Source organism: Thalassobacillus sp. B23F22_16 (genome assembly GCF_043496955.1).
Classification (GTDB): domain Bacteria; phylum Bacillota; class Bacilli; order Bacillales; family Halobacillaceae; genus Thalassobacillus; species Thalassobacillus devorans_A.
Map to the genome: position 1 here is coordinate 183,901 of NZ_JBIEKD010000001.1, position 17,998 is coordinate 201,898.

Here is a 17,998-nt window from a genome sequence, read left to right on the forward strand (position 1 = left end):
TGTGCCTATCCCGCACATTGCCAAAGTTTTTGATGATTGAAACGTATTCCAAATTCATTCGTATATGTTGGAAACAGCCTTCGTTAACGAACATAAAATCCTATAAAACAGGGAGGAATGAATATCTTCTGGTTATATACGTTAAGCCCATTTATACTATTTTTAGGAATCGGTGTTTATGTAGATAGGAAAAATAAGAAATACAATAACGTAAGAGAGAAAATAGATCGGAATGAGTATAAGTATAAAGCATTCGAGGAGCTTGACAGGTACAATAACAGGAATTGAGGATGGAGTTTTTTAAAAATATAGAAGATTGAACTCGAGATATTACTTACTGTTCTTATATTTTAGTAACGTCCGCTAAAGAAGCGACTACATTTCTTTAGTAATCGCTCCCTCATTTGAAAGTGTATTATATGATAAATTCAAAACCCGACGGCTTTTTGAATAGTACTTTATATTCTTTAAACATGGCAGTCAGCCTAGGTGCCAAGATCATCAGAGCGTCCGGCTGCCAGGCGGGACCACTGGGCGGTCGGGCGGCCGTCCAACTGAAACTGACCACCTTTGGAACCCCAATGCTTCGGCCAGCCATCCGGCGAATCCTCCCAGAACTCCTGACGGCCATAGACAGTCAGGTCCAGCAGGCCGTACGACGGGGCCATCCGTTCGTTGCCACGGCCTGTGGTCCAGTAAGTCTCATATACTTTGTCGCCGTCCCGGAGATAACTGACAAGGATGCCGAAATGCCGGTCGACGATTAACTGGTCAGCTGATTCCTGTGGCACGGAGTACCAGGGAACCGTCCAGCCCATAAAGTCGCGATATTTAGAGCTCTCTTCATACGGTCCTTCACAGAAAGTGGCATAGCTGACGTCCCGGGAGTTCAGATAGGACAGCTCGTTGATGTGGGCCGTGGAAAAGGTGCAGCCCTCGCACTGCTCCGATGCTGGCCTGCCTGCGTGCCACATGTGAAAATAGGCGATCAGCTTGTGGCGGCCCTCGAATGCTTCCAGCAGTGTGACCGGGCCATCCGGGCCAATCAGCGGGATGGACGAGTCCACTTCGACCATCGGCAGCCGACGACGGGCTGCCGCAATTGCGTCACCTTCGCGAGTATGCTCCTTCTCCCGGATCCGCAACTCATCCAATTCGGCCTGCCAGGTAGCGCGGTCAACCACTGGAGGCCGCGCAGAAACGTTGTCATTTTGACTCATGTCATGCCCCTTTCCCAATTGTCTTTACCCAATCAAAATTAATCACATAAATACATAGAGATTACAAGTCGCTCTTTTTTGAATGACAGCAGGAACCCGTTTCAGTAGAGTGATCGTATTCGTCATGACGACGAAGCCATGAATTGCCATTGCCGTCGCTGCGTCCTGGTGGCTTTTCCCAATCCTCCTGCCTCCCGAGCGCTGTTAAATCAAGATAATTAAAGGTACCAAGTAGTAGATCCGTCCCACGGGCGTACGTTGTATAGGTGTGATAAATTTTTTCACCATCACGGAGAAAGGCACTCACGCCAGGCACTTCCATTGACTGCCCGGCCTCGAGGGGAACACCTTTTTGCACAAGCTCGTCCTTGGTCAAGTAGTTGTATTCGATAGGGGCGACAGATTCATCTAGTGTAGCGTGAAAATCATAGTTAAAGTTACTATCGTAGGAGGAGTACCATGGGATATCCCAACCCATGCGTTCTTTGTAGTGCTGGAGCTTTGGAAATGAAGCACGGGAAATCAGAGCAAACGACGTGTTTCGGGCATACAAGTGGGCGAGATGACCAATGTTATCCGCAGCCAGCGAACAAGCTGGACACCCCTCGTTCCACTCAGGATCGAACATGAAGTGGTGTACGATAAGTTGCGGGCGCCCTTCAAACAAATCAAGCAGCGTGCTCTTACCATGCGGACCCTCAAAGACATAGTCCTTATCAATCTCTACCATTGGAAGTCGGCGACGTTCGGCATTCAGTTCATCCCGGGCCTTCGTAAATTCCTTCTCTTTAGCAAGCAGTTCCTTACGAGCCTTAAGCCACTCACCTCTTGAGACGGCTTTGGGAAGGTGCGATTGTAATTGCTTTTCTTCCATATCATCTTCTCCCTTTTTAGTGTTTTCTTAAGCTTACCACGACCATTAACTATGGATTTCTTCTCGATTGCTAAAAATATAAAGACAACCTCAAATTAGTGATACTTTTCTATGCGATAAAGGTATGACTCCCGCTATTTTTCAATTATTATAACACTATCGTGATATTTTTGAGGTGAGTGCATATGAGAAAAGGACATACAAGAAGCAAAGGATTACTGCTCGTCATAACGGGGGCTATCTTTTGGGGTGTAGGGGGGACAGTTTCCCAAAAACTCTTCCAGGATCACGCGATCGATGTCAATTGGCTGGTAACCGTTCGCTTGCTCATAGCCGGCATACTACTGTTGACTATCCAATTTTTCAGGAAAGATAACTATTCTATCATTAGTATTTGGAAAAATAAGCACACAGCTGTCCAGATGATTATATTCGGATTACTTGGCATGCTCGGGGTGCAGTATACCTACATGGCTTCCATCAATTACGGGAATGCGGCGGTTGCTACGCTTTTGCAATATCTTGCTCCGGTTATGATCATCGTTTATTTACTCATTCGTAAACAGACGACCTTCGAAAAACAGGATGCAGTGACCGTTTCGCTTGCTTTACTCGGCACCTTTTTATTACTGACCAACGGAACCATTTCACAATTATCCGTGCCTGGTATCTCTATCTTTTGGGGGATTTTATCGGGGGTTGCCCTTGCCTTTTACACCTTATATGCCATTCCTCTGCTTAGAGAATTTGATTCCCTTGTTGTTGTTGGATGGGCAATGGTCATTGGAGGAATTTCCTTAGGGCTTATCCATCCTCCCTGGCAAGCGGAATTTACAGCCTTTACCGCTGAAATTTATATGTATCTCCTATTTGTCGTCATATTTGGTACGATGCTTGCGTTTTGGTTTTACATTGAGAGTTTGCAATATCTATTACCTAAAGAAACCAGCCTCATCGGCAACCTGGAACCCCTTTCCGCGGTATTAACGATGGTTCTCTGGTTACGGGAACCCTTTGGTTTTTTTCAATGGGTCGGGATGGCCTGTATCATCGGTATGACGCTATTACTTGCCTTTAACAAAAAATCCGCTCCCACAGACGAGAGACAAAACGAATCCATCCTAGCTGAATGAACGCTAGGATGGATTCGTTTTTTTAAATTAAGGCTCGTTATTTAAATCAGTGATTTCAAAAACTGCACGTTCAGCTGCCAGGAGTGCGCCTTCAAGATGACCGCCAAATCGCGAATCAGCCTCTGTCCCAGCAAAAATAATCTTCTTTTCCCATACCCCTGATGCAGGTGGATAACCATATTTCGGAAAATCTTGAAGCGGCTCCATATCTTCCTCGACAGCCATTTCGGATTCTCTAGACCAATCCTTGTAGAGGATAGTCTTGACGTTTTGAGCAGCGGGTCCAAAGAGTCTGACCAATTGATCTCTGACCAAATGTAAAACTTTACCCTCTCCCATTTCATGGCGCGTTTTCGCTGGCATGCCGAAAAATCCAAATAACGCCCCAGCTCCTGTTTCAGGAGAAGCATCATGGATTTCCTGTAAGGGGCCAACCCAGCTTGTTGCAAATCCAGAAAGTCCTGACTCCCTCCAAAAGGGATGGTCATAGACTGCAATAGCCTTGGCCTGTCCTGCCATCCATGTCGGTTTGCTTGTTAGGTCAGTTTTAAGTTTTTCTGGTAAGGAAGGGGAGAAAGTTATGTACCGCGCTACAATCCGAGGCGGCAGTGCCAGGATAACAGCACTCGCCGGAACTTCTTTTCTCTTTCCATCAGCACGAATTGCTTCAACCGTGATAGCTTCGGCTTCACCAAGTCGAATGGCTGTCACTCGCGTTTCAAGCTCAACTACCCCTGGAGGAACCGTATTTGCTACAGCATCAATAAGCGACTGAACACCACCTTGGATGCGAACCGATCTTTCGCCTGCATTTTCTGGCAGGACAAAACGTTCTGGTGGCAGGTTTTTAGTTCGTTCAGAGAGCATTGCCCCTTTATTATACTGGTCGAACGTTCCTACATTGAGTTCTTTAACAAGGCTGGTAATAGTCTTCTCATACTGCGGCCAGAACCAGAAAAAAGTGCCTGACCCCCACCTTAGTAAAGCATTAATGCAACGGGGACAGGCACTTTCTATTTGACTGGACGAGGTCCTTCTTATAATGACCGTCCCATCCTAATTTAAATTTGCTTATGGTTCTTATACTGACTATAAAGACCATAACTCCAGCGTATTTCTTTTCTAATGGTCATGATCCACTTTATAAAGATCATTAGCTCCCTATTCCCACCGTTTAACGGTCTTTATAAAACGGCAGTACCTGCCCCCAGCCTGGCGGATTGAGGGCAGGCACTTTCACATTGATTGGTGACTCTTTTTTGCCACTTGTATAGGACGTTTATAAAGAATAACCAGCACATAGGGACGAGCCCACTGAATGATTACCCCTGTGATTAATGCATTTAGCAGCGTTCCAATACCAATAGCACCATTGAAAAAGAAAGCAATGATTACTAATACGATACTAATGATCGCCCGTGACCTGCTAAAAGACCAGCTTGTTTTATCTGTTAAAATTACCATCGATCGATCCATAGGATTGGGGGCAAAGTTTGATTCCAAATAAATAGCGATACCTATTCCGCCTAAAAGAATGCCTAGTAAGACTAATAATACTTGTTCAATTAAATGAGTAGGTATTAACCAATCTCCTAATAAAAAAAGCCAGGTATCAATTCCCATCCCAGTAATAATGGAAGTTAATATAGCTAAAAATTCCGGTCTTGCTTTTAAAGCCGCTGCATTAAGCAACACCATAGTCGAACCAACCACGATTTCCCACGTTCCAATGGTTAATCCAAATGTGCGATATAAACCAACGAGTAAGGCATCAAATGGTGACGTCCCTAATCGGGATTGAATGGTGAGCGTAATTCCTAATGTTAATATCGAAATCCCAATAAAATAGATCAAAAATGATTTACCGATTTTTCGCATATGTATCTCCTTTTCTATAAAACAAAGCCATTGATAGACTTATTTCCAAAAAGATGTCTCCTACTACCAATAAAGTAACAGATAAATAGAAAAGAAACCAATTGGACACGTTTCCGAAACGTGCCTGCCCCCAACCTGTTAGTTTGGTAACAGAGTGAGGGGCAGGCATTTTGTGAAAACAACATTAACGCTTATTGATAAACTTCCGCTTCCAGACATTTTTTATAATTTTCGGGTGCATCAAAGTGGAAGTTGGGCGAAGCAGATGCATGACCTGGATAAAAGAATTGTAGGTCCCTTTATGTTCAGAGGATAGAAGAAAAATATTTTTCGCATACCACTGCTGGATAGAAAGACCTGCCGGCTTCTTCCCCACCGTTTCCGGGTAACGGAAATCTTCGGTTAGCACCATATTCCAAATAGGTGAAATGATTTTCCTAACCTCACGGTGAAAGCGATCCCTTAGGTTTTGAGTCGATCTATTCCGGTCAGCCAGCAGCTTTTCCAATGCTAAAGCTTCCAGGACGGCAATGCTCATCCCTTGTCCAAAAAAGGGATCAATTCTGCAAAACGTATCCCCAATCGTCAGAAGACCGTTTGGGAATTTGCTCACTTTATCAAACCTTCTCCACGTGATATTCGGCACCCGGAAGATCGAGGTACCTGACAAGGCAGTAGCATCCTGCAGTTCATGATAAAGATCCAGTATAGGCAATTGTCTCGCGATATCTATAAAGTTAGCATCACTCTTCCGTACTTCCTTTTCATTTATTTCATTATGGTAGCCCATAAAGGTAACTAAATAACGATTGCCCTCTACCTTCGAAATACCTCCACCGATTTTTTCAGAAGGAGGGTTAGGATAGACAAGTTTAATCGCCCAGTCTCTGTCTGGGTTGTCAGGAAGTTCGATTGTTTTTGTAAAATAACACAAATCAATATTAACTTTCTCTTCCGGAATAGGGACTCCTCGTTTCCTCAGCCACCTGGAAGAAAGGCTACTAACACCACTGGCATCTACAATCAAATCGGCATGCAAAGTAATCGAGTCGCTGCCATCCCTTATTTCCACTCCAGTCATTTGATTTTCTTTTTCATTATATAGAAAATCACTGACCTTTTGGCTGTACTGGATCGTCACATTCGTAATCTTTTTTATGTATTGCTCCAGAAGCCATTCTAAATGCGGCCGTGTTTGCAGAATCGTTGCGTATTCCCCATCATAACGGAGTTTCCAAACTCCATGGTGAAACCACGCAATGTCCTTGGTGGCATTGATTTTCACGGCTCCGCTTGCATTAAATTTCTCCGTAATACCAGGAAACAGTTCTTCGAGACCATTCGCGCCGGCAAAAAGCAGGGCATGGATATGCTCGCCTTGAGGTGCTCCTTTCCTCGGCAATGGACCTTGTGGTTCTGCATCACGTTCCAGAATAATTACTTCTTTAAAAAAATCAGCCAATACACGTGCTGCCAATTTTCCAGATATGCCTCCCCCTACAACCACAGCCTTTTCCCTTCGCTCCAAACCATAACATCCCCTATCCAGCATTCTTTGTTCCCATCATCCCTGAAGAGAACTTTAAACACATGTTTCACTTTTATCTAGTAAAGCTATTTTCAACATACTCCCTAATTTTCTTCCATCCATAGTTTTCTTTACGGAAAGTCTCTATAAAAAGTAATTTTACATCAGTCATTTCCCCATCCACTTCTAAGCTCACCCAAAAGATAGCTACACCTTCTTTGTGCTTATTGATTTCTATTAAAACGTCATCAAAAAACCATTTAGGGTTTCTACCTTGATATTGCTTATATGCCTGAATTCAGCCATGTTCAGCCTCATCAAAACCCCAATCAGAAACAATGGTTTCAGGGCCAGCCCACCTGACTTCCAAATCCTTTGAATGGTGCGCTAGCATCCTCTTGGAATTTAAGCTATTCCAAGACGTTCTGTATTTTACTAAAAAATCCTTAAAGTCCTCTAACAACATATTTGCTGCCTCCCATTTTCACATAGTGCTCCTATTGGTAATTAAACAAGATGGGAGTAAATTCCTTTTTTTTAAATTAGGAATGACAACCTGATTATTCTATCATGTAATGGTCTTAAAAATATGACTACAGTAAAAAGTGCCTAACCCCCACCTCAACAATGCATCAATGGGCAGGGACCCGGCACTTTCTATTGACATGAATAAAGAATAGAAACTAACGAATACTACAGTTGTATCTACAATTGTACTTACAAGTGAGGTTGAAAAAAGTGGACGTTTGGCTGAAAAGAAATTTACTTCTAATGATCAGAGCATTGTACTTTTGTATGGAAGAACAGTGGGCTGAACTGGGTCGTAGATATGATATCACCCCTGCCCAACAGCATATTTTATTTTTACTGTCTACGAATCAGAATGTTCTTACGCCAACAGAGATTGGGGAGTTAGGATGCTGGCACAACTCCACTGTTACTAGACTATTGAAACCACTAAAAGAGCGGGGCTTGATTCGTATAGGCATTGATAAGGAGAAACCAAGGTTCAAAAAAGTAGAAATTACTCCAGAAGGAAGCGTCTTGCTGAAACAACTGGTTGGCGCTGTTAAAGACATAGAGAATTTCCCCTGCGACACCAGCTGTCTCTCGAAAGAAGAAATAGTCAATTTCCTGGCCTATGCTCAGAAAATTTTGGATGTAAACATAGGGGAACCATTTAAACAGAAGGTTATTAATGGAAGAATAGGATTAGGTGAACGTACAGAAGAGGCATTAGATTATCAAATATAAAGAAGTGATTCCAATGTTATTTAATATTATGTTCGGTATGATTATCCCCTGGATGATCTGCATTTACTTCTTTACGAAAGAACCTCGGTTAGTTATCATGTTATTTCCCTTGGGCGCCACCATCGCCTTTTTATTTAACGATTTAGGTCTGGTGCAGTTTTGGACGGTAAACCCAGTCTATCTAAATCCTTCTTTATCGATAGTCCCTTATAACATTGGTTACTTTCCTATGATAGCGATTATTTTCGCTTATGTGCTGAAAAAGAGGCGGATTCATCCGTTTTATCTGGTTCTTTTGTTTACTTTTGTAGTGTCATTTATTGAATATATTTTTCTGCTTACTGGCAAGGTTGTGTATCACACGGGATGGAATATGGTGTGGACTGGAATCACTTATATTATAGGATTTGGCCTTTGTACCCTGTATATTAAACTTTCGTCCAGTTACAGATTGCTGACAAAGAAAGAGACTGGACTATAACGGAACATTTGCTTCTTACAATATCTGCCCCACCCTTTTTAAGTAGTAACGGAGTGGGTTCAGGGACTAATGTTTAGGGATGGTAATCCACCACTTACACACGAGTAAGCTTATCAGGGTTTCGTACCACATAAATTCTTGAAAATTTCCCATGCTGTTGTTGAATAAATAAAGCAGCCACTGTATCAGACCCAGCCCGGAATACTATCCCTTTCTCCCCATTCAGAGGAGCAGCCTCGATATAAATATCTTCCTGATAATAGGACGCTAAGCCTTCAAGCGCAGCAGCCAGAAATCGAGCCACGCGTTCACGGTTTCGTACCGGATGCTTGAACGCATTTACTTTTCCTCCTCCGTCGGTGACAAGCATGACGTTTTCATTCAACAAGGAAAGCAAATGATCCACGTTCCCCTGCTCAAGAGAAGTGAGGAACCGGTTCAGCCATTCCAATTCCACCGCTTCGTTCCCCACTATCTCATCCGCTGGTATTTCCATCTTGTGACGGGCCCGGCTCATCAGCTTGCGGCAATTATCCTCTCTCTTGCCGAGCAGTTCGGCGATTTCGAGATAATTGAACCCTAACGCCTCCCGCAGGACAAACACAACCCGCTCCGTCGGTGCCAGCCTCTCCAACAGAACAATCATGCCGTAGGATAATAAATCGCGACGGACGACCGTCACCTCGACAGTATCCGTTCCCGTCGTTTGCATCGGTTCGGGCAGCCACGGACCAACGTATACTTCCCTTTGTTTTCGTGCCGATATCTGCAGATTAAGACAGCGATTGGTTACCATTTTACACAAATACGCTTTCGGCTCTTTTAAACGTTCCACATTCACATCATATGCCTTAAAGAATACATCCTGTAGCGCATCTTCAGCGTCTGCAACAGAGCCTGTTAACTGATAAGCCAGAGTAAACAGTAACGCTTTATATTGATCATAAAGTTCCTCCATCACTGTCTCCCCTTTCTTGAATGTTAATAATAAGGCAATATCTTTTTCTCTATCGTAAGTAACTGGCTTTATCCTCAATCAGCTTCTTGATTTTTCCTGGTGTCTTTCCTGTCATTATGATATCAACTCCCCATTTGCGAATCCAAACCAGCCCTTTTTGTCCTAAGCCGATCGTATAAGCGGCAAAGTTAGATTTCGAAGCTTTGTGAATCGGTGCGGGACGGCCCTCCAGATCCGCCCGCACGATTTTCCCCAGTCGAATCGCCTGTATGCCGGCTTCAAAGCACGTCTTCTGTTCCAATTTTCCTGTCTTAGAATCGATGATCTTCGCACAGTCGCCAATGCTGTACACCCCTGGAGCACCTGGTACACGATAGCTTTCATCAACCAGTACGTGGCCATCAGATGTAAGCGGCAAACCCAAACTACGCAGACCAGGATTCGGATCCAGACCGATCATCCATATCAACAGACCAGCCTCCAGAGAATCGCCATTGTTAAGCATCACTGCTCCTCCTTTCTCCCGTATCGCCTTACAATTATGAAGCACTGTCACACCACATTCACCAATCTCGTGAGCCAGCTTACGTCTGAATTTCTCCGACACTTCCGGGAGCAGCCGTTCCTGTGCATTCAATAAATAGACGGAGACATCGGAAGCATCAAGCCCCAATGCTGTTGCTTCCTTCTGCATAGCGATAGCCAGATCCGCAGAAGTCTCGATGCCACTAATACCAGCTCCAGCGACCGCAATAGTCATTAGGCGTTTTTGTTCGACTTGATTTGTCTCTTCAGCAGCCTTTCGTAAATTACCTTGCCAACACTCCCGGATAGCTTCCGCGGTTTGCGGGTCAGTCAAGGCGATCCCACCCTGGTCCTCATTTGGCCTTCGAACAATGCTGCCAACCGTCACAACTAACAGATCATAATGAATACAGGCATCATTTCCTTCGACGTCCTCATAATTAATACAATTTTTTTCACTCTCCACAGCTGTAACGGTACCTTGCACAAATTCGAACCCTCCGATATTTAAATCACTCCAAGGGATCACGATTTCTTCCTCGACCGAAGTTGGACGAAACAGCCTTAATTTACGCACATGCCCGGGCTGCTTGTCGACCATAACAAACCGAATCCGTCGTCCATTCCCCATTTCCCGGGTTGCTGACTGGACTTGATAGAGCGCTCCAAGTCCTGCATAGCCGCCTCCGATAATGATACATGTCAAGTCGCTCATCACTTTTCAGCTCCTTCTTTGTGTTTCATACATATAACAATGGAAGCAGCTGATTTGTGACATAAGAAATACAATACAAAGGAAAAAATCAAAATATTTGTAGGCTAATAGTAAAAAGACGACTATCGCATGTTGGATAATCGCCCCTGTTTTTGATTTGTATAGGATTCCTTATTTAAATAACACATAACTAATAGGTAATTTTCGCTCGCCTTCGATCTCTCTACTTCCATTATACTCCTAAATAGGTATTATTTATAGACTACTCTTTCAAAAGTTCCTGGGCTATACTGTTATACACAAATCTAAAAAAGAGGGGTATCCGTATGAATGAAAAAAAAGATGTCTTAGATAAAGGTCCTTTCTTTCATGGTACGAAGGCAGCACTAGACATTGGAGACCTATTGGAAGCCCAACACTTATCCAACTACCAGGACAAAAAATCAAACTATATCTATTTCACTGCAACATTAGATGCTGCTAAATGGGGTGCTGAATTAGCAAAACCTTCAGCAAAAGAAAGAATTTATATTGTAGAACCATTAGGTGATTTTGAAAACGATCCAAACGTAACCGACAAAAAATTCCCAGGAAACCCCACACGCTCTTACAGGTCTAAATCGCCTTTGAAAATAGTAGCCGAATTAAAGTCATGGGAAAGACATTCCGATGAAGAAATAGAGCACATGCTTACATCTTTAAAAAGGCTGCGGGAACAAGGGAAAGCAGTCATATACGATTAATTTTCAAAATGCCTGACCCCAACGGATTGACGGGGGCAGGCATTTCCAATTTTGTTTTAAAGTTTAATAATTAATTCGATACTTTTTATATAGGAGATGTCGAGTATTTGAAAAATGGCTTTGCTATCCTATAGACACGGAAGGAGGGGTAAATTGCTAAAAGAATTAAACCAAGTAATTGACTATATTGAAGAACGTTTAACCGATGACTTGTCTCTTGAGGAAATTTCCGCATATGCCGGGGTCTCCGACTATCATTTTAGAAAAATATTCTTTTATCTATCAGGTTTGACACTTAATGAATATATAAAAAACAGGAAACTATCTGAAGCAAATAAAGATCTATTACGAGGAGAAAAAGTCACAGATATTGCTTTTAAATATGGTTATCAGTCAGTGGATGGCTTCACCAGAGCGTTTAAAAAATGGAATGGATTTTTACCCTCAGAAGTAATAAAGAAAGGGATTAGCAAAACATTTCCCAAGTTTACTTTTATTATAACGGTTAAAGGAGGAGCTGCTATGGAATATAGAATTGAAGAGAAACCAGCGTTTAATTTAGTCGGTGTAAGTAAACGTGTACCCATGCAATTTGAGGGTGTTAATAACGAGATTGTAAAGCTTGCAAAAAGTATAACGGAGGAACAAAAGGAAGAAATGCATTCCCTTCAAAATATAGAGCCGTATGAAGTTGTTAATGCTTCTTATGATGCGGACACTCGCTTTTTAAAAGAAGAAGGGGATCTAACTCACTTAATAGGTGTGTTAACGACTAAGGATGATGTAAGTGATCATTTAGATAAAGTGCCGGTCGAGGCTTGTACGTGGGCGATTTTTCCAAATGAGGGGCCGTTTCCATCGACGTTACAAGAAACAATGGCAAAAACATATTCAGAATGGCTTCCTTCTTCTGATTATGAAATTATCGATGCCCCTTCCTTTTCTTTTACTAAAATGGATAAAACTAAAAAGGATTACGCATATAGTGAAATTTGGATTCCCGTAAAGAAAAAATAAAATGGACGGTGCCTGACTCTCACCTTGCTAGATTGATAACGGAGCTGGGATCAGGCACTTTTCTTACGCACATAATCTTCGTTTAACTAATTATGGTTTACCATCAGTTATATAATTTATAAAATATCCAACAGCCATTAAAATAAAGAAATGAAGCAGCTTACTATCATTCAATAACAATATTCCCTACATATTGAGCAGTCTTGTTTCCAGTGGTAAACGTAACTTCTAAAACATAATTCCCCTTGTTCGCCGGAAATTGAAATTCTCTATATTCATTCCAGTTGATGTCGGTTTTTTCTCCATTCTTCCATAAGGCAGCTGTTATCGTGGGGTCTGTCCAAATATCTCCTCCATTTTCTTTGTTCTCTTCAAACTCTACAGAAGCTTCCTGGTTTGGAAAAACATTTATTTTCTCTTGGGACAACCCAAATTCTTCGATATTACCTATGTTTTCTTCTACTTCTCCACTTGAGGAACGCCAATCAATATTAGCTTCTGTTAATTGTATGTATTGACTCCCTGCAACTAGGTGAGATTCCGCAGATAAATGTGCGGTTGGAACACCTACATCATAATCTTCCGCAATACACCCTGTCAGTGCAAAGATAACAAACATTCCTAAAAATAAATTCCAGGCTTTACCCAAACATACCCCTCCTCACCCTTTCACCGTCATCCCATATAAACTTCACTTCTCTGTTCAATATTCCTGTACTTGAAAGGAGATACCGTATCATCTCCTATCCTTGAACACTCGCCCTATAAATATTTTTCGAACGCAAGTACGTGCTTCATATAAAAAATCCTTTGACAAGATATAAGAAACTCATACCGAGTAAGATAATAGAAAAAGTACTTAGTGGTTTTGGCAAATTCCCTTTGAAATAAATTAATGTTAAGCCTAACAATATATGAACAGCTGTAAATAGAAGAATTATCATCTTATCTGTCACCTTTAGCAATTAATTTCTTAAATGAGCACATTTTACTCACCCCGAAGTTGGGTTCCTCCATCCTACAGAAACCCTAAAGTTTCTAAAAATCATTTAGCAGGATTAAGAATAACGAGCGCAATTTCGTAGTGCAAATAATCTTTATTCAAGTATAAGAACAAATTCTTCTACATCTTGACCTCGTGCGTTAGAAAACCCACTGTCTTCCCCAGAGATTGTAAAACCACATTTCTCCAATACCTTGAGTGACCTAATGTTGTCCTTGGCAGCACGCGCATAAAGTGGACGAATGGTAACCTGTTTTAGAAATTCCCTTAAAGCATCGGTAGCGATTCCTTTGCCCCAATATTCTTTACCTATCCAGTAGCTGACTCCTGGTACGCCGAACTGTTCGAAACACAGAATATTTCCAGCAACATTATTCTGAACAGTGATGGTTTGCTTGATGATGTCTTCATCCGCCAGAATTTTATTCCACTGTGTTAAGAAGCTGTTCCAATCTCGCGGGTCCTCACTTGTAAATGCCGCCATATGATTGGCATCCCGATCCTGTTGGTGTTTGAAGAAAAACGGAAGATCATCTTCCATTACGTCTCGCAGCATTATATTGCTCACCAAATTTCCCCCTTTGTAGTTTGCTAGTTTTAGTCTGATTACTTACTGTAAATTATTTCAAAAGAAACTATACTTATCAATATAAATACACAAAATAGTGTGATTCATTACCTCGAAACTAAGTCTTCTATAATTCTGCTCTAATACTAAAGTAAGGAAGCGACTACCCTTATAATCCCTATTACTTGAAGACTCGAATTCAAGATACGATTACTATTGTATAGTTGAGTGACCACATTACACTTGTATTACGATGTAAACTGAACTGTGCAATGAATGTTTTTGTTTTCAGATGACTTTGTGAAAAGTGACGGGACCGATTTAGTCGTTTTCAAGGGAAAACTGATCTACATTAGCAGAGATTTCAGAATATATGCGGGGAAATCAACCACTTTTTATGGTGATCCGGAACGATTCCCTTTTTTGCTTTTTCTAATTTTTAAAGAAAAAATAGTTGACTCCGAAAATTAAATTATGATATTATTAAATATTTGATAAAAAACAACATGTGTGTTAAGCTTAACTAGGTTACCATATATGGAGGTGGATTTTTTGTTTCAAATTGGCGATAACATTGTTTATCCAATGCACGGAGTAGGTATAATTAAAGCCATAGAAGAAAAGGAAATCTCGGGGCAGAAACAACAGTATTATGTGATAAAAATGTTAATCAGTGATATGCAAGTCATGATTCCTACGGGTAAAATATTGAGTTCAAGTATACGCCCAGTTACTGACATAATTGCATTAAAACACATCATACACATTTTTCAGCATGGAGAATCAGAAAGATTACTGCCGTGGAAACAAAGGTTTAAAGTGAACATGGACAAAATAAAAACAGGTAAAATACAAGAAAGTGCTGAAGTCGTACGTGATTTAAAGCGTATGAAGAAAGAGAAAGCGCTTAACACAAGCGAAAAAAAAATGTTTGATAACGCACATGAATTTTTGATTAGTGAACTGAGATTAATTAAAGGAATCACAGAAAATCAAATAAAAATCTTCAGTTAAAGTTAATTATCGATAATGTAAATCATGATAATAAGTTATACGAGAAAATAGCTTTTTGACTATTAAGCTACAACGATTGTAAAATCGCTGTAGTTTTTTTGATGTTAATTCACATGTCGAGATACCTTTCAGTAGATATTTAATAAAGCCACCTTTAGTTAATTAACATCATTTTCGCCTTTTTAAAAAGCGATCGTCTATATTGAATAATCGCCCCCATTTACGTAAGAATCGATTTCAAAAATTGATTCCCCTGCCCCAATATTCTTTGCCTATCCAGTAGCTGACTCCTGGTACGCCGAACTGTTCGAAACACAGAATATTTCCAGCAACATTATTCTGAACAGTGATTATTTGCTTGATGATGTCTTCATCCGCCAGAATTTTATTCCACTGGGTTAAGAAGCTGTTCCAATCTCGCGGGTCCTCACTTGCAAATGCCGCCATATGATTGGCATCCCGATCCTGCTGGTGTTTGAAGAAAACCGGAAGATCCTCTTCCATTACGTCTCGAAGCATTATATTGCTCACCAAAAAGTACCCCCTTTGTAGTTTACTAGTTTTATAAAAAGTGCCAGGCCCCATTATCATCTGACCATAAAGTTCTATATATTCTACCAGGCATAATTATTGTATACGTAGATTAAGTTGTATGTAGGATAAAGTAAAAGAATTACTATTCATGCCTTCTAAAAAACACACGTTTTATTAGGAAATCACAAAAGATGGTTCGGATCTAGAATTTCCTATATTATTAAGCCCGCTTTTAGATTTCTCAAGGGATTAACTTTTGTACCATTACTATTTCTTTAGGAGGCATAGAAACGATGAGGTCTGTAGGAGTAAGCTTAGTTATCCTTGCAGCTATATGCTACGCCTTAAAGAAAATTGGCCCTCCTCTTCTCATTTATTCATTTGGTCCTTATTGGCCGGTGTGGGTGTTGCTGGGAATTTCTCATTTTATTTCCTCACTATCCAAGCAGCAAGCGTGGCCGTTGCTGCTACTTTAATGTACACAGCTCCGGTGTTCGTGCTTGTCATCTCTTTTCTATTGCGAATAGAACGGTCGACTTGGTTTAAATGGGGATGCATATTCTGTGTACTTATTGGTATTATCCTGCTTACAGGTGCCTACAATACCGAGACGATATCTGTGGGTTTTCTAGGGATTGCATCCGGGCTTGCTGCCGGCCTTTCCTATGCATTATTTATATTCGGATTTAAGAACGCTTCTTCCATCGGAAAGCCACAGACCACCTTAACCATCGCATTCTTTTCATTTTGTCTCATACTTTTGCTTATTGCGGACATGGATGAAGCTGTTAGTGTGGTGACATCAAACGACATTGGCTGGTTTCTGTTATTGGGGATCCTGGGGGCGGGAATTTCGTTTATATTATATGTAATTGGCATTCAGTGGACTGCCCCAACTACTGCTTCCATGGTCGCTATGGTTGAGCCGGTAACAGCTTCATTATTTGGCTTTCTGCTTATCGGGGATCGTTTGACCGCCATTCAACTTCTTGGAATGGTGCTCATCCTGGTTACGGTTATCGCACTTAGCGTGAAAAAACCTCCTCAACCTCAAGCATCAAAGGAACAGGAATGCAGCATAGCTCGAAACTGAGTCTTCCCCTTATATGGAAGACTCAGTTTCGATATTACCCTATTTGACCGGAATCCATATTTCAGAATAATAGTCAGGAGAGAAAGGATCACCATCCAAATATACTTCCATCTCCGGAGTACCTGCGTGCTCGTAGCCGCTTGAGGGAAACCATTCTGAAAAAATCTGCTCCCATGCTTTTGGCATAGCATCGGGCATCGCACCATGAACTTCGAAAACCGCCCACGTGGAAGCCGGTAATTCCAGACTTGAAAATCCTTTCGGAATATCCCCTTCATGGGCAGCTGCAATCCAATAGTCAATGTATTTATCTTTTTTATCGACACATACGCCCAATACACCTTCGATCGGACCATTATTCAAAGAAGCCAATTCCGCACTCGTACCTTTTGCATTAACTTCATCCCACATTTTTGGGATTCCTTTCAAGTTACCTTCATCATTGATGGAAAACTCCCGTTTAACCCCAATCACTTGAAATTCTTCTTTTTCTACCATTTTGTATTGCATCGGTTCTGCTCCCTTCAGACTCACCTGGATGACCAGGCGGTTATAAGATTGCAGCTTTCCCGAATGTGTTCTTGCCTTGCTTGGAGTAACGCCATGTTGTCTGCGGAAAGCCTTCGAGAAAGCCTCAGGAGTTTCATAGCCATACTTATAGGCGATATCAATAATGCGCGATTCCGTCCGGTTCAATTCCTCTGCCGCTAACGTTAACCGTCGTCTCCGCAGATATTCCCCTACAGAGGTATCGGTCAGCATAGAAAATATCCGTTGAAAATGAAAGACGGAAACATTCGCTTGTTCAGCAATCGACGAAACAGAAATATCCTCCAGTAAATGATCTTCCATGTAGTCAATCGCTCTATGTAAAGACTCCACCCAAGTCATGCCTCTCACTCCCTTAACTTCATCGTAGCAAAAGCCTTCCTGCTCCTCCGGTCATTCTCTGCTTTGTTTTGTCAGGTCTCTTTTTTCACCAAATAAAAAACCCCCAGCCCCATCAACAGCCATGGCAGCCAGGGGACTATGCTATGGGAATAACTAAAGCTGACTTGAGGAAAAGATGTCACTATTCCTATCAAGGTGAAAAGCAAAATAGAAACTGATATGTAAATGGCTGAAATTACTTGATTCATAGAATTCCCTTCCTTTATTAAAGGATTTGCTTTTTAAGTAATTATTCAACTAAACTCCTGCCGAATTCAAATTTTCCCATTAGAAAATGGAGGATATTTCGTTAAGATAAATAAAAGAAATAGCCCAAACGCAGAAAAAATAGTTAGGTTTACAGCCGCAAACCCATTCATCGTAAGGGTTTTGTAAATAAACCAGGCTGTAATCACACATACAATCAAGGCGGGTATGTAATATTTCTTTTCTTTACTGTTTTTAACTTTAAGCAGTAAATAAATGCCCTGTAAAAGAAGAAAAGTTAGAAGGACCACCTTAAAAACCAT

Annotated in this window: 17 protein-coding genes; 6 read left to right on the top strand and 11 right to left on the bottom strand. The window is 41.4% G+C overall.

The window, feature by feature from the left end; genetic code table 11:
• Positions 1-485: 485 nt before the first annotated feature.
• Positions 486-1,220 carry a DUF899 family protein gene (locus ACGTNI_RS00930; protein ID WP_394459241.1) on the bottom strand — a complete coding sequence of 245 codons (735 nt, stop codon included), beginning with the start codon at positions 1,218-1,220 and terminating at the stop codon, positions 486-488.
• Positions 1,221-1,281: 61 nt separating this feature from the next.
• Positions 1,282-2,094, bottom strand: a complete 813-nt coding sequence (locus ACGTNI_RS00935) for a DUF899 domain-containing protein (RefSeq protein ID WP_394459243.1) — start codon at positions 2,092-2,094, stop codon at positions 1,282-1,284.
• A 185-nt stretch (positions 2,095-2,279) separates the two neighbouring features.
• Between ACGTNI_RS00935 and ACGTNI_RS00940 the strand changes: the two genes are divergently transcribed.
• Positions 2,280-3,227 (top strand): EamA family transporter, encoded by a 948-nt coding sequence (locus ACGTNI_RS00940; RefSeq protein WP_394459245.1) that lies wholly within the window; start codon positions 2,280-2,282, stop codon positions 3,225-3,227.
• A gap of 27 nt (positions 3,228-3,254) precedes the next feature.
• On the opposite strand, the gene ACGTNI_RS00945 is transcribed toward ACGTNI_RS00940, so the two are convergent.
• From ACGTNI_RS00945 to ACGTNI_RS00955, 3 genes are all read right to left on the bottom strand, one after another.
• Positions 3,255-4,094, bottom strand: a complete 840-nt coding sequence (locus ACGTNI_RS00945; protein ID WP_394459247.1) for a flavin monoamine oxidase family protein — start codon at positions 4,092-4,094, stop codon at positions 3,255-3,257.
• Between the two features lie 369 nt (positions 4,095-4,463).
• A complete protein-coding gene (locus tag ACGTNI_RS00950) occupies positions 4,464-5,105 on the bottom strand; it encodes a YczE/YyaS/YitT family protein (protein WP_394459249.1) in 642 nt (213 codons plus the stop codon).
• Between the two features lie 184 nt (positions 5,106-5,289).
• Positions 5,290-6,633 (bottom strand): NAD(P)/FAD-dependent oxidoreductase, encoded by a 1,344-nt coding sequence (locus ACGTNI_RS00955; RefSeq protein WP_394459251.1) that lies wholly within the window; start codon positions 6,631-6,633, stop codon positions 5,290-5,292.
• 771 nt (positions 6,634-7,404) lie between these two features.
• On the opposite strand from ACGTNI_RS00955, the gene ACGTNI_RS00960 reads away from it, so the two are divergent.
• A complete protein-coding gene (locus tag ACGTNI_RS00960) occupies positions 7,405-7,887 on the top strand; it encodes a MarR family winged helix-turn-helix transcriptional regulator (RefSeq protein ID WP_394459253.1) in 483 nt (160 codons plus the stop codon).
• 575 nt (positions 7,888-8,462) lie between these two features.
• On the opposite strand, the gene ACGTNI_RS00965 is transcribed toward ACGTNI_RS00960, so the two are convergent.
• Both ACGTNI_RS00965 and ACGTNI_RS00970 read right to left on the bottom strand, forming a co-directional pair.
• Positions 8,463-9,326: a sigma-70 family RNA polymerase sigma factor gene (locus ACGTNI_RS00965; RefSeq protein WP_394459255.1), complete on the bottom strand. Its 864-nt coding sequence runs from the start codon at positions 9,324-9,326 to the stop codon at positions 8,463-8,465.
• Between the two features lie 49 nt (positions 9,327-9,375).
• The gene (locus ACGTNI_RS00970; protein WP_394459257.1) at positions 9,376-10,566 is read right to left on the bottom strand and encodes an NAD(P)/FAD-dependent oxidoreductase; all 1,191 of its coding nucleotides are present in this window, start codon (positions 10,564-10,566) and stop codon (positions 9,376-9,378) included.
• 326 nt (positions 10,567-10,892) lie between these two features.
• Between ACGTNI_RS00970 and arr the strand changes: the two genes are divergently transcribed.
• Complete coding sequence (gene arr, locus ACGTNI_RS00975; protein ID WP_394459259.1) at positions 10,893-11,309, top strand: NAD(+)--rifampin ADP-ribosyltransferase; 417 nt, start codon at positions 10,893-10,895, stop codon at positions 11,307-11,309.
• 153 nt (positions 11,310-11,462) lie between these two features.
• A complete protein-coding gene (locus ACGTNI_RS00980) occupies positions 11,463-12,326 on the top strand; it encodes an AraC family transcriptional regulator (protein ID WP_394459261.1) in 864 nt (287 codons plus the stop codon).
• A gap of 166 nt (positions 12,327-12,492) precedes the next feature.
• Here the strand turns inward: ACGTNI_RS00980 and ACGTNI_RS00985 are convergent, their stop codons facing one another.
• Positions 12,493-12,975: a hypothetical protein gene (locus ACGTNI_RS00985; protein WP_394459263.1), complete on the bottom strand. Its 483-nt coding sequence runs from the start codon at positions 12,973-12,975 to the stop codon at positions 12,493-12,495.
• Between the two features lie 448 nt (positions 12,976-13,423).
• Positions 13,424-13,885: a GNAT family N-acetyltransferase gene (locus tag ACGTNI_RS00990; RefSeq protein ID WP_176224072.1), complete on the bottom strand. Its 462-nt coding sequence runs from the start codon at positions 13,883-13,885 to the stop codon at positions 13,424-13,426.
• Positions 13,886-14,434: 549 nt separating this feature from the next.
• Here ACGTNI_RS00990 and ACGTNI_RS00995 point away from each other — a divergent pair.
• Positions 14,435-14,911: a CarD family transcriptional regulator gene (locus tag ACGTNI_RS00995; protein ID WP_394459264.1), complete on the top strand. Its 477-nt coding sequence runs from the start codon at positions 14,435-14,437 to the stop codon at positions 14,909-14,911.
• Between the two features lie 237 nt (positions 14,912-15,148).
• Here ACGTNI_RS00995 and ACGTNI_RS01000 read toward each other — a convergent pair whose 3' ends face one another.
• Complete coding sequence (locus ACGTNI_RS01000; protein WP_394459266.1) at positions 15,149-15,442, bottom strand: GNAT family N-acetyltransferase; 294 nt, start codon at positions 15,440-15,442, stop codon at positions 15,149-15,151.
• Positions 15,443-15,779: 337 nt separating this feature from the next.
• On the opposite strand from ACGTNI_RS01000, the gene ACGTNI_RS01005 reads away from it, so the two are divergent.
• On the top strand, positions 15,780-16,538 hold the full coding sequence (locus tag ACGTNI_RS01005) for a DMT family transporter (RefSeq protein ID WP_394459268.1): 759 nt from the start codon (positions 15,780-15,782) through the stop codon (positions 16,536-16,538).
• Between the two features lie 39 nt (positions 16,539-16,577).
• Here ACGTNI_RS01005 and ACGTNI_RS01010 read toward each other — a convergent pair whose 3' ends face one another.
• Positions 16,578-17,429 (bottom strand): GyrI-like domain-containing protein, encoded by an 852-nt coding sequence (locus tag ACGTNI_RS01010; protein ID WP_394459270.1) that lies wholly within the window; start codon positions 17,427-17,429, stop codon positions 16,578-16,580.
• Positions 17,430-17,998: the final 569 nt, after the last annotated feature.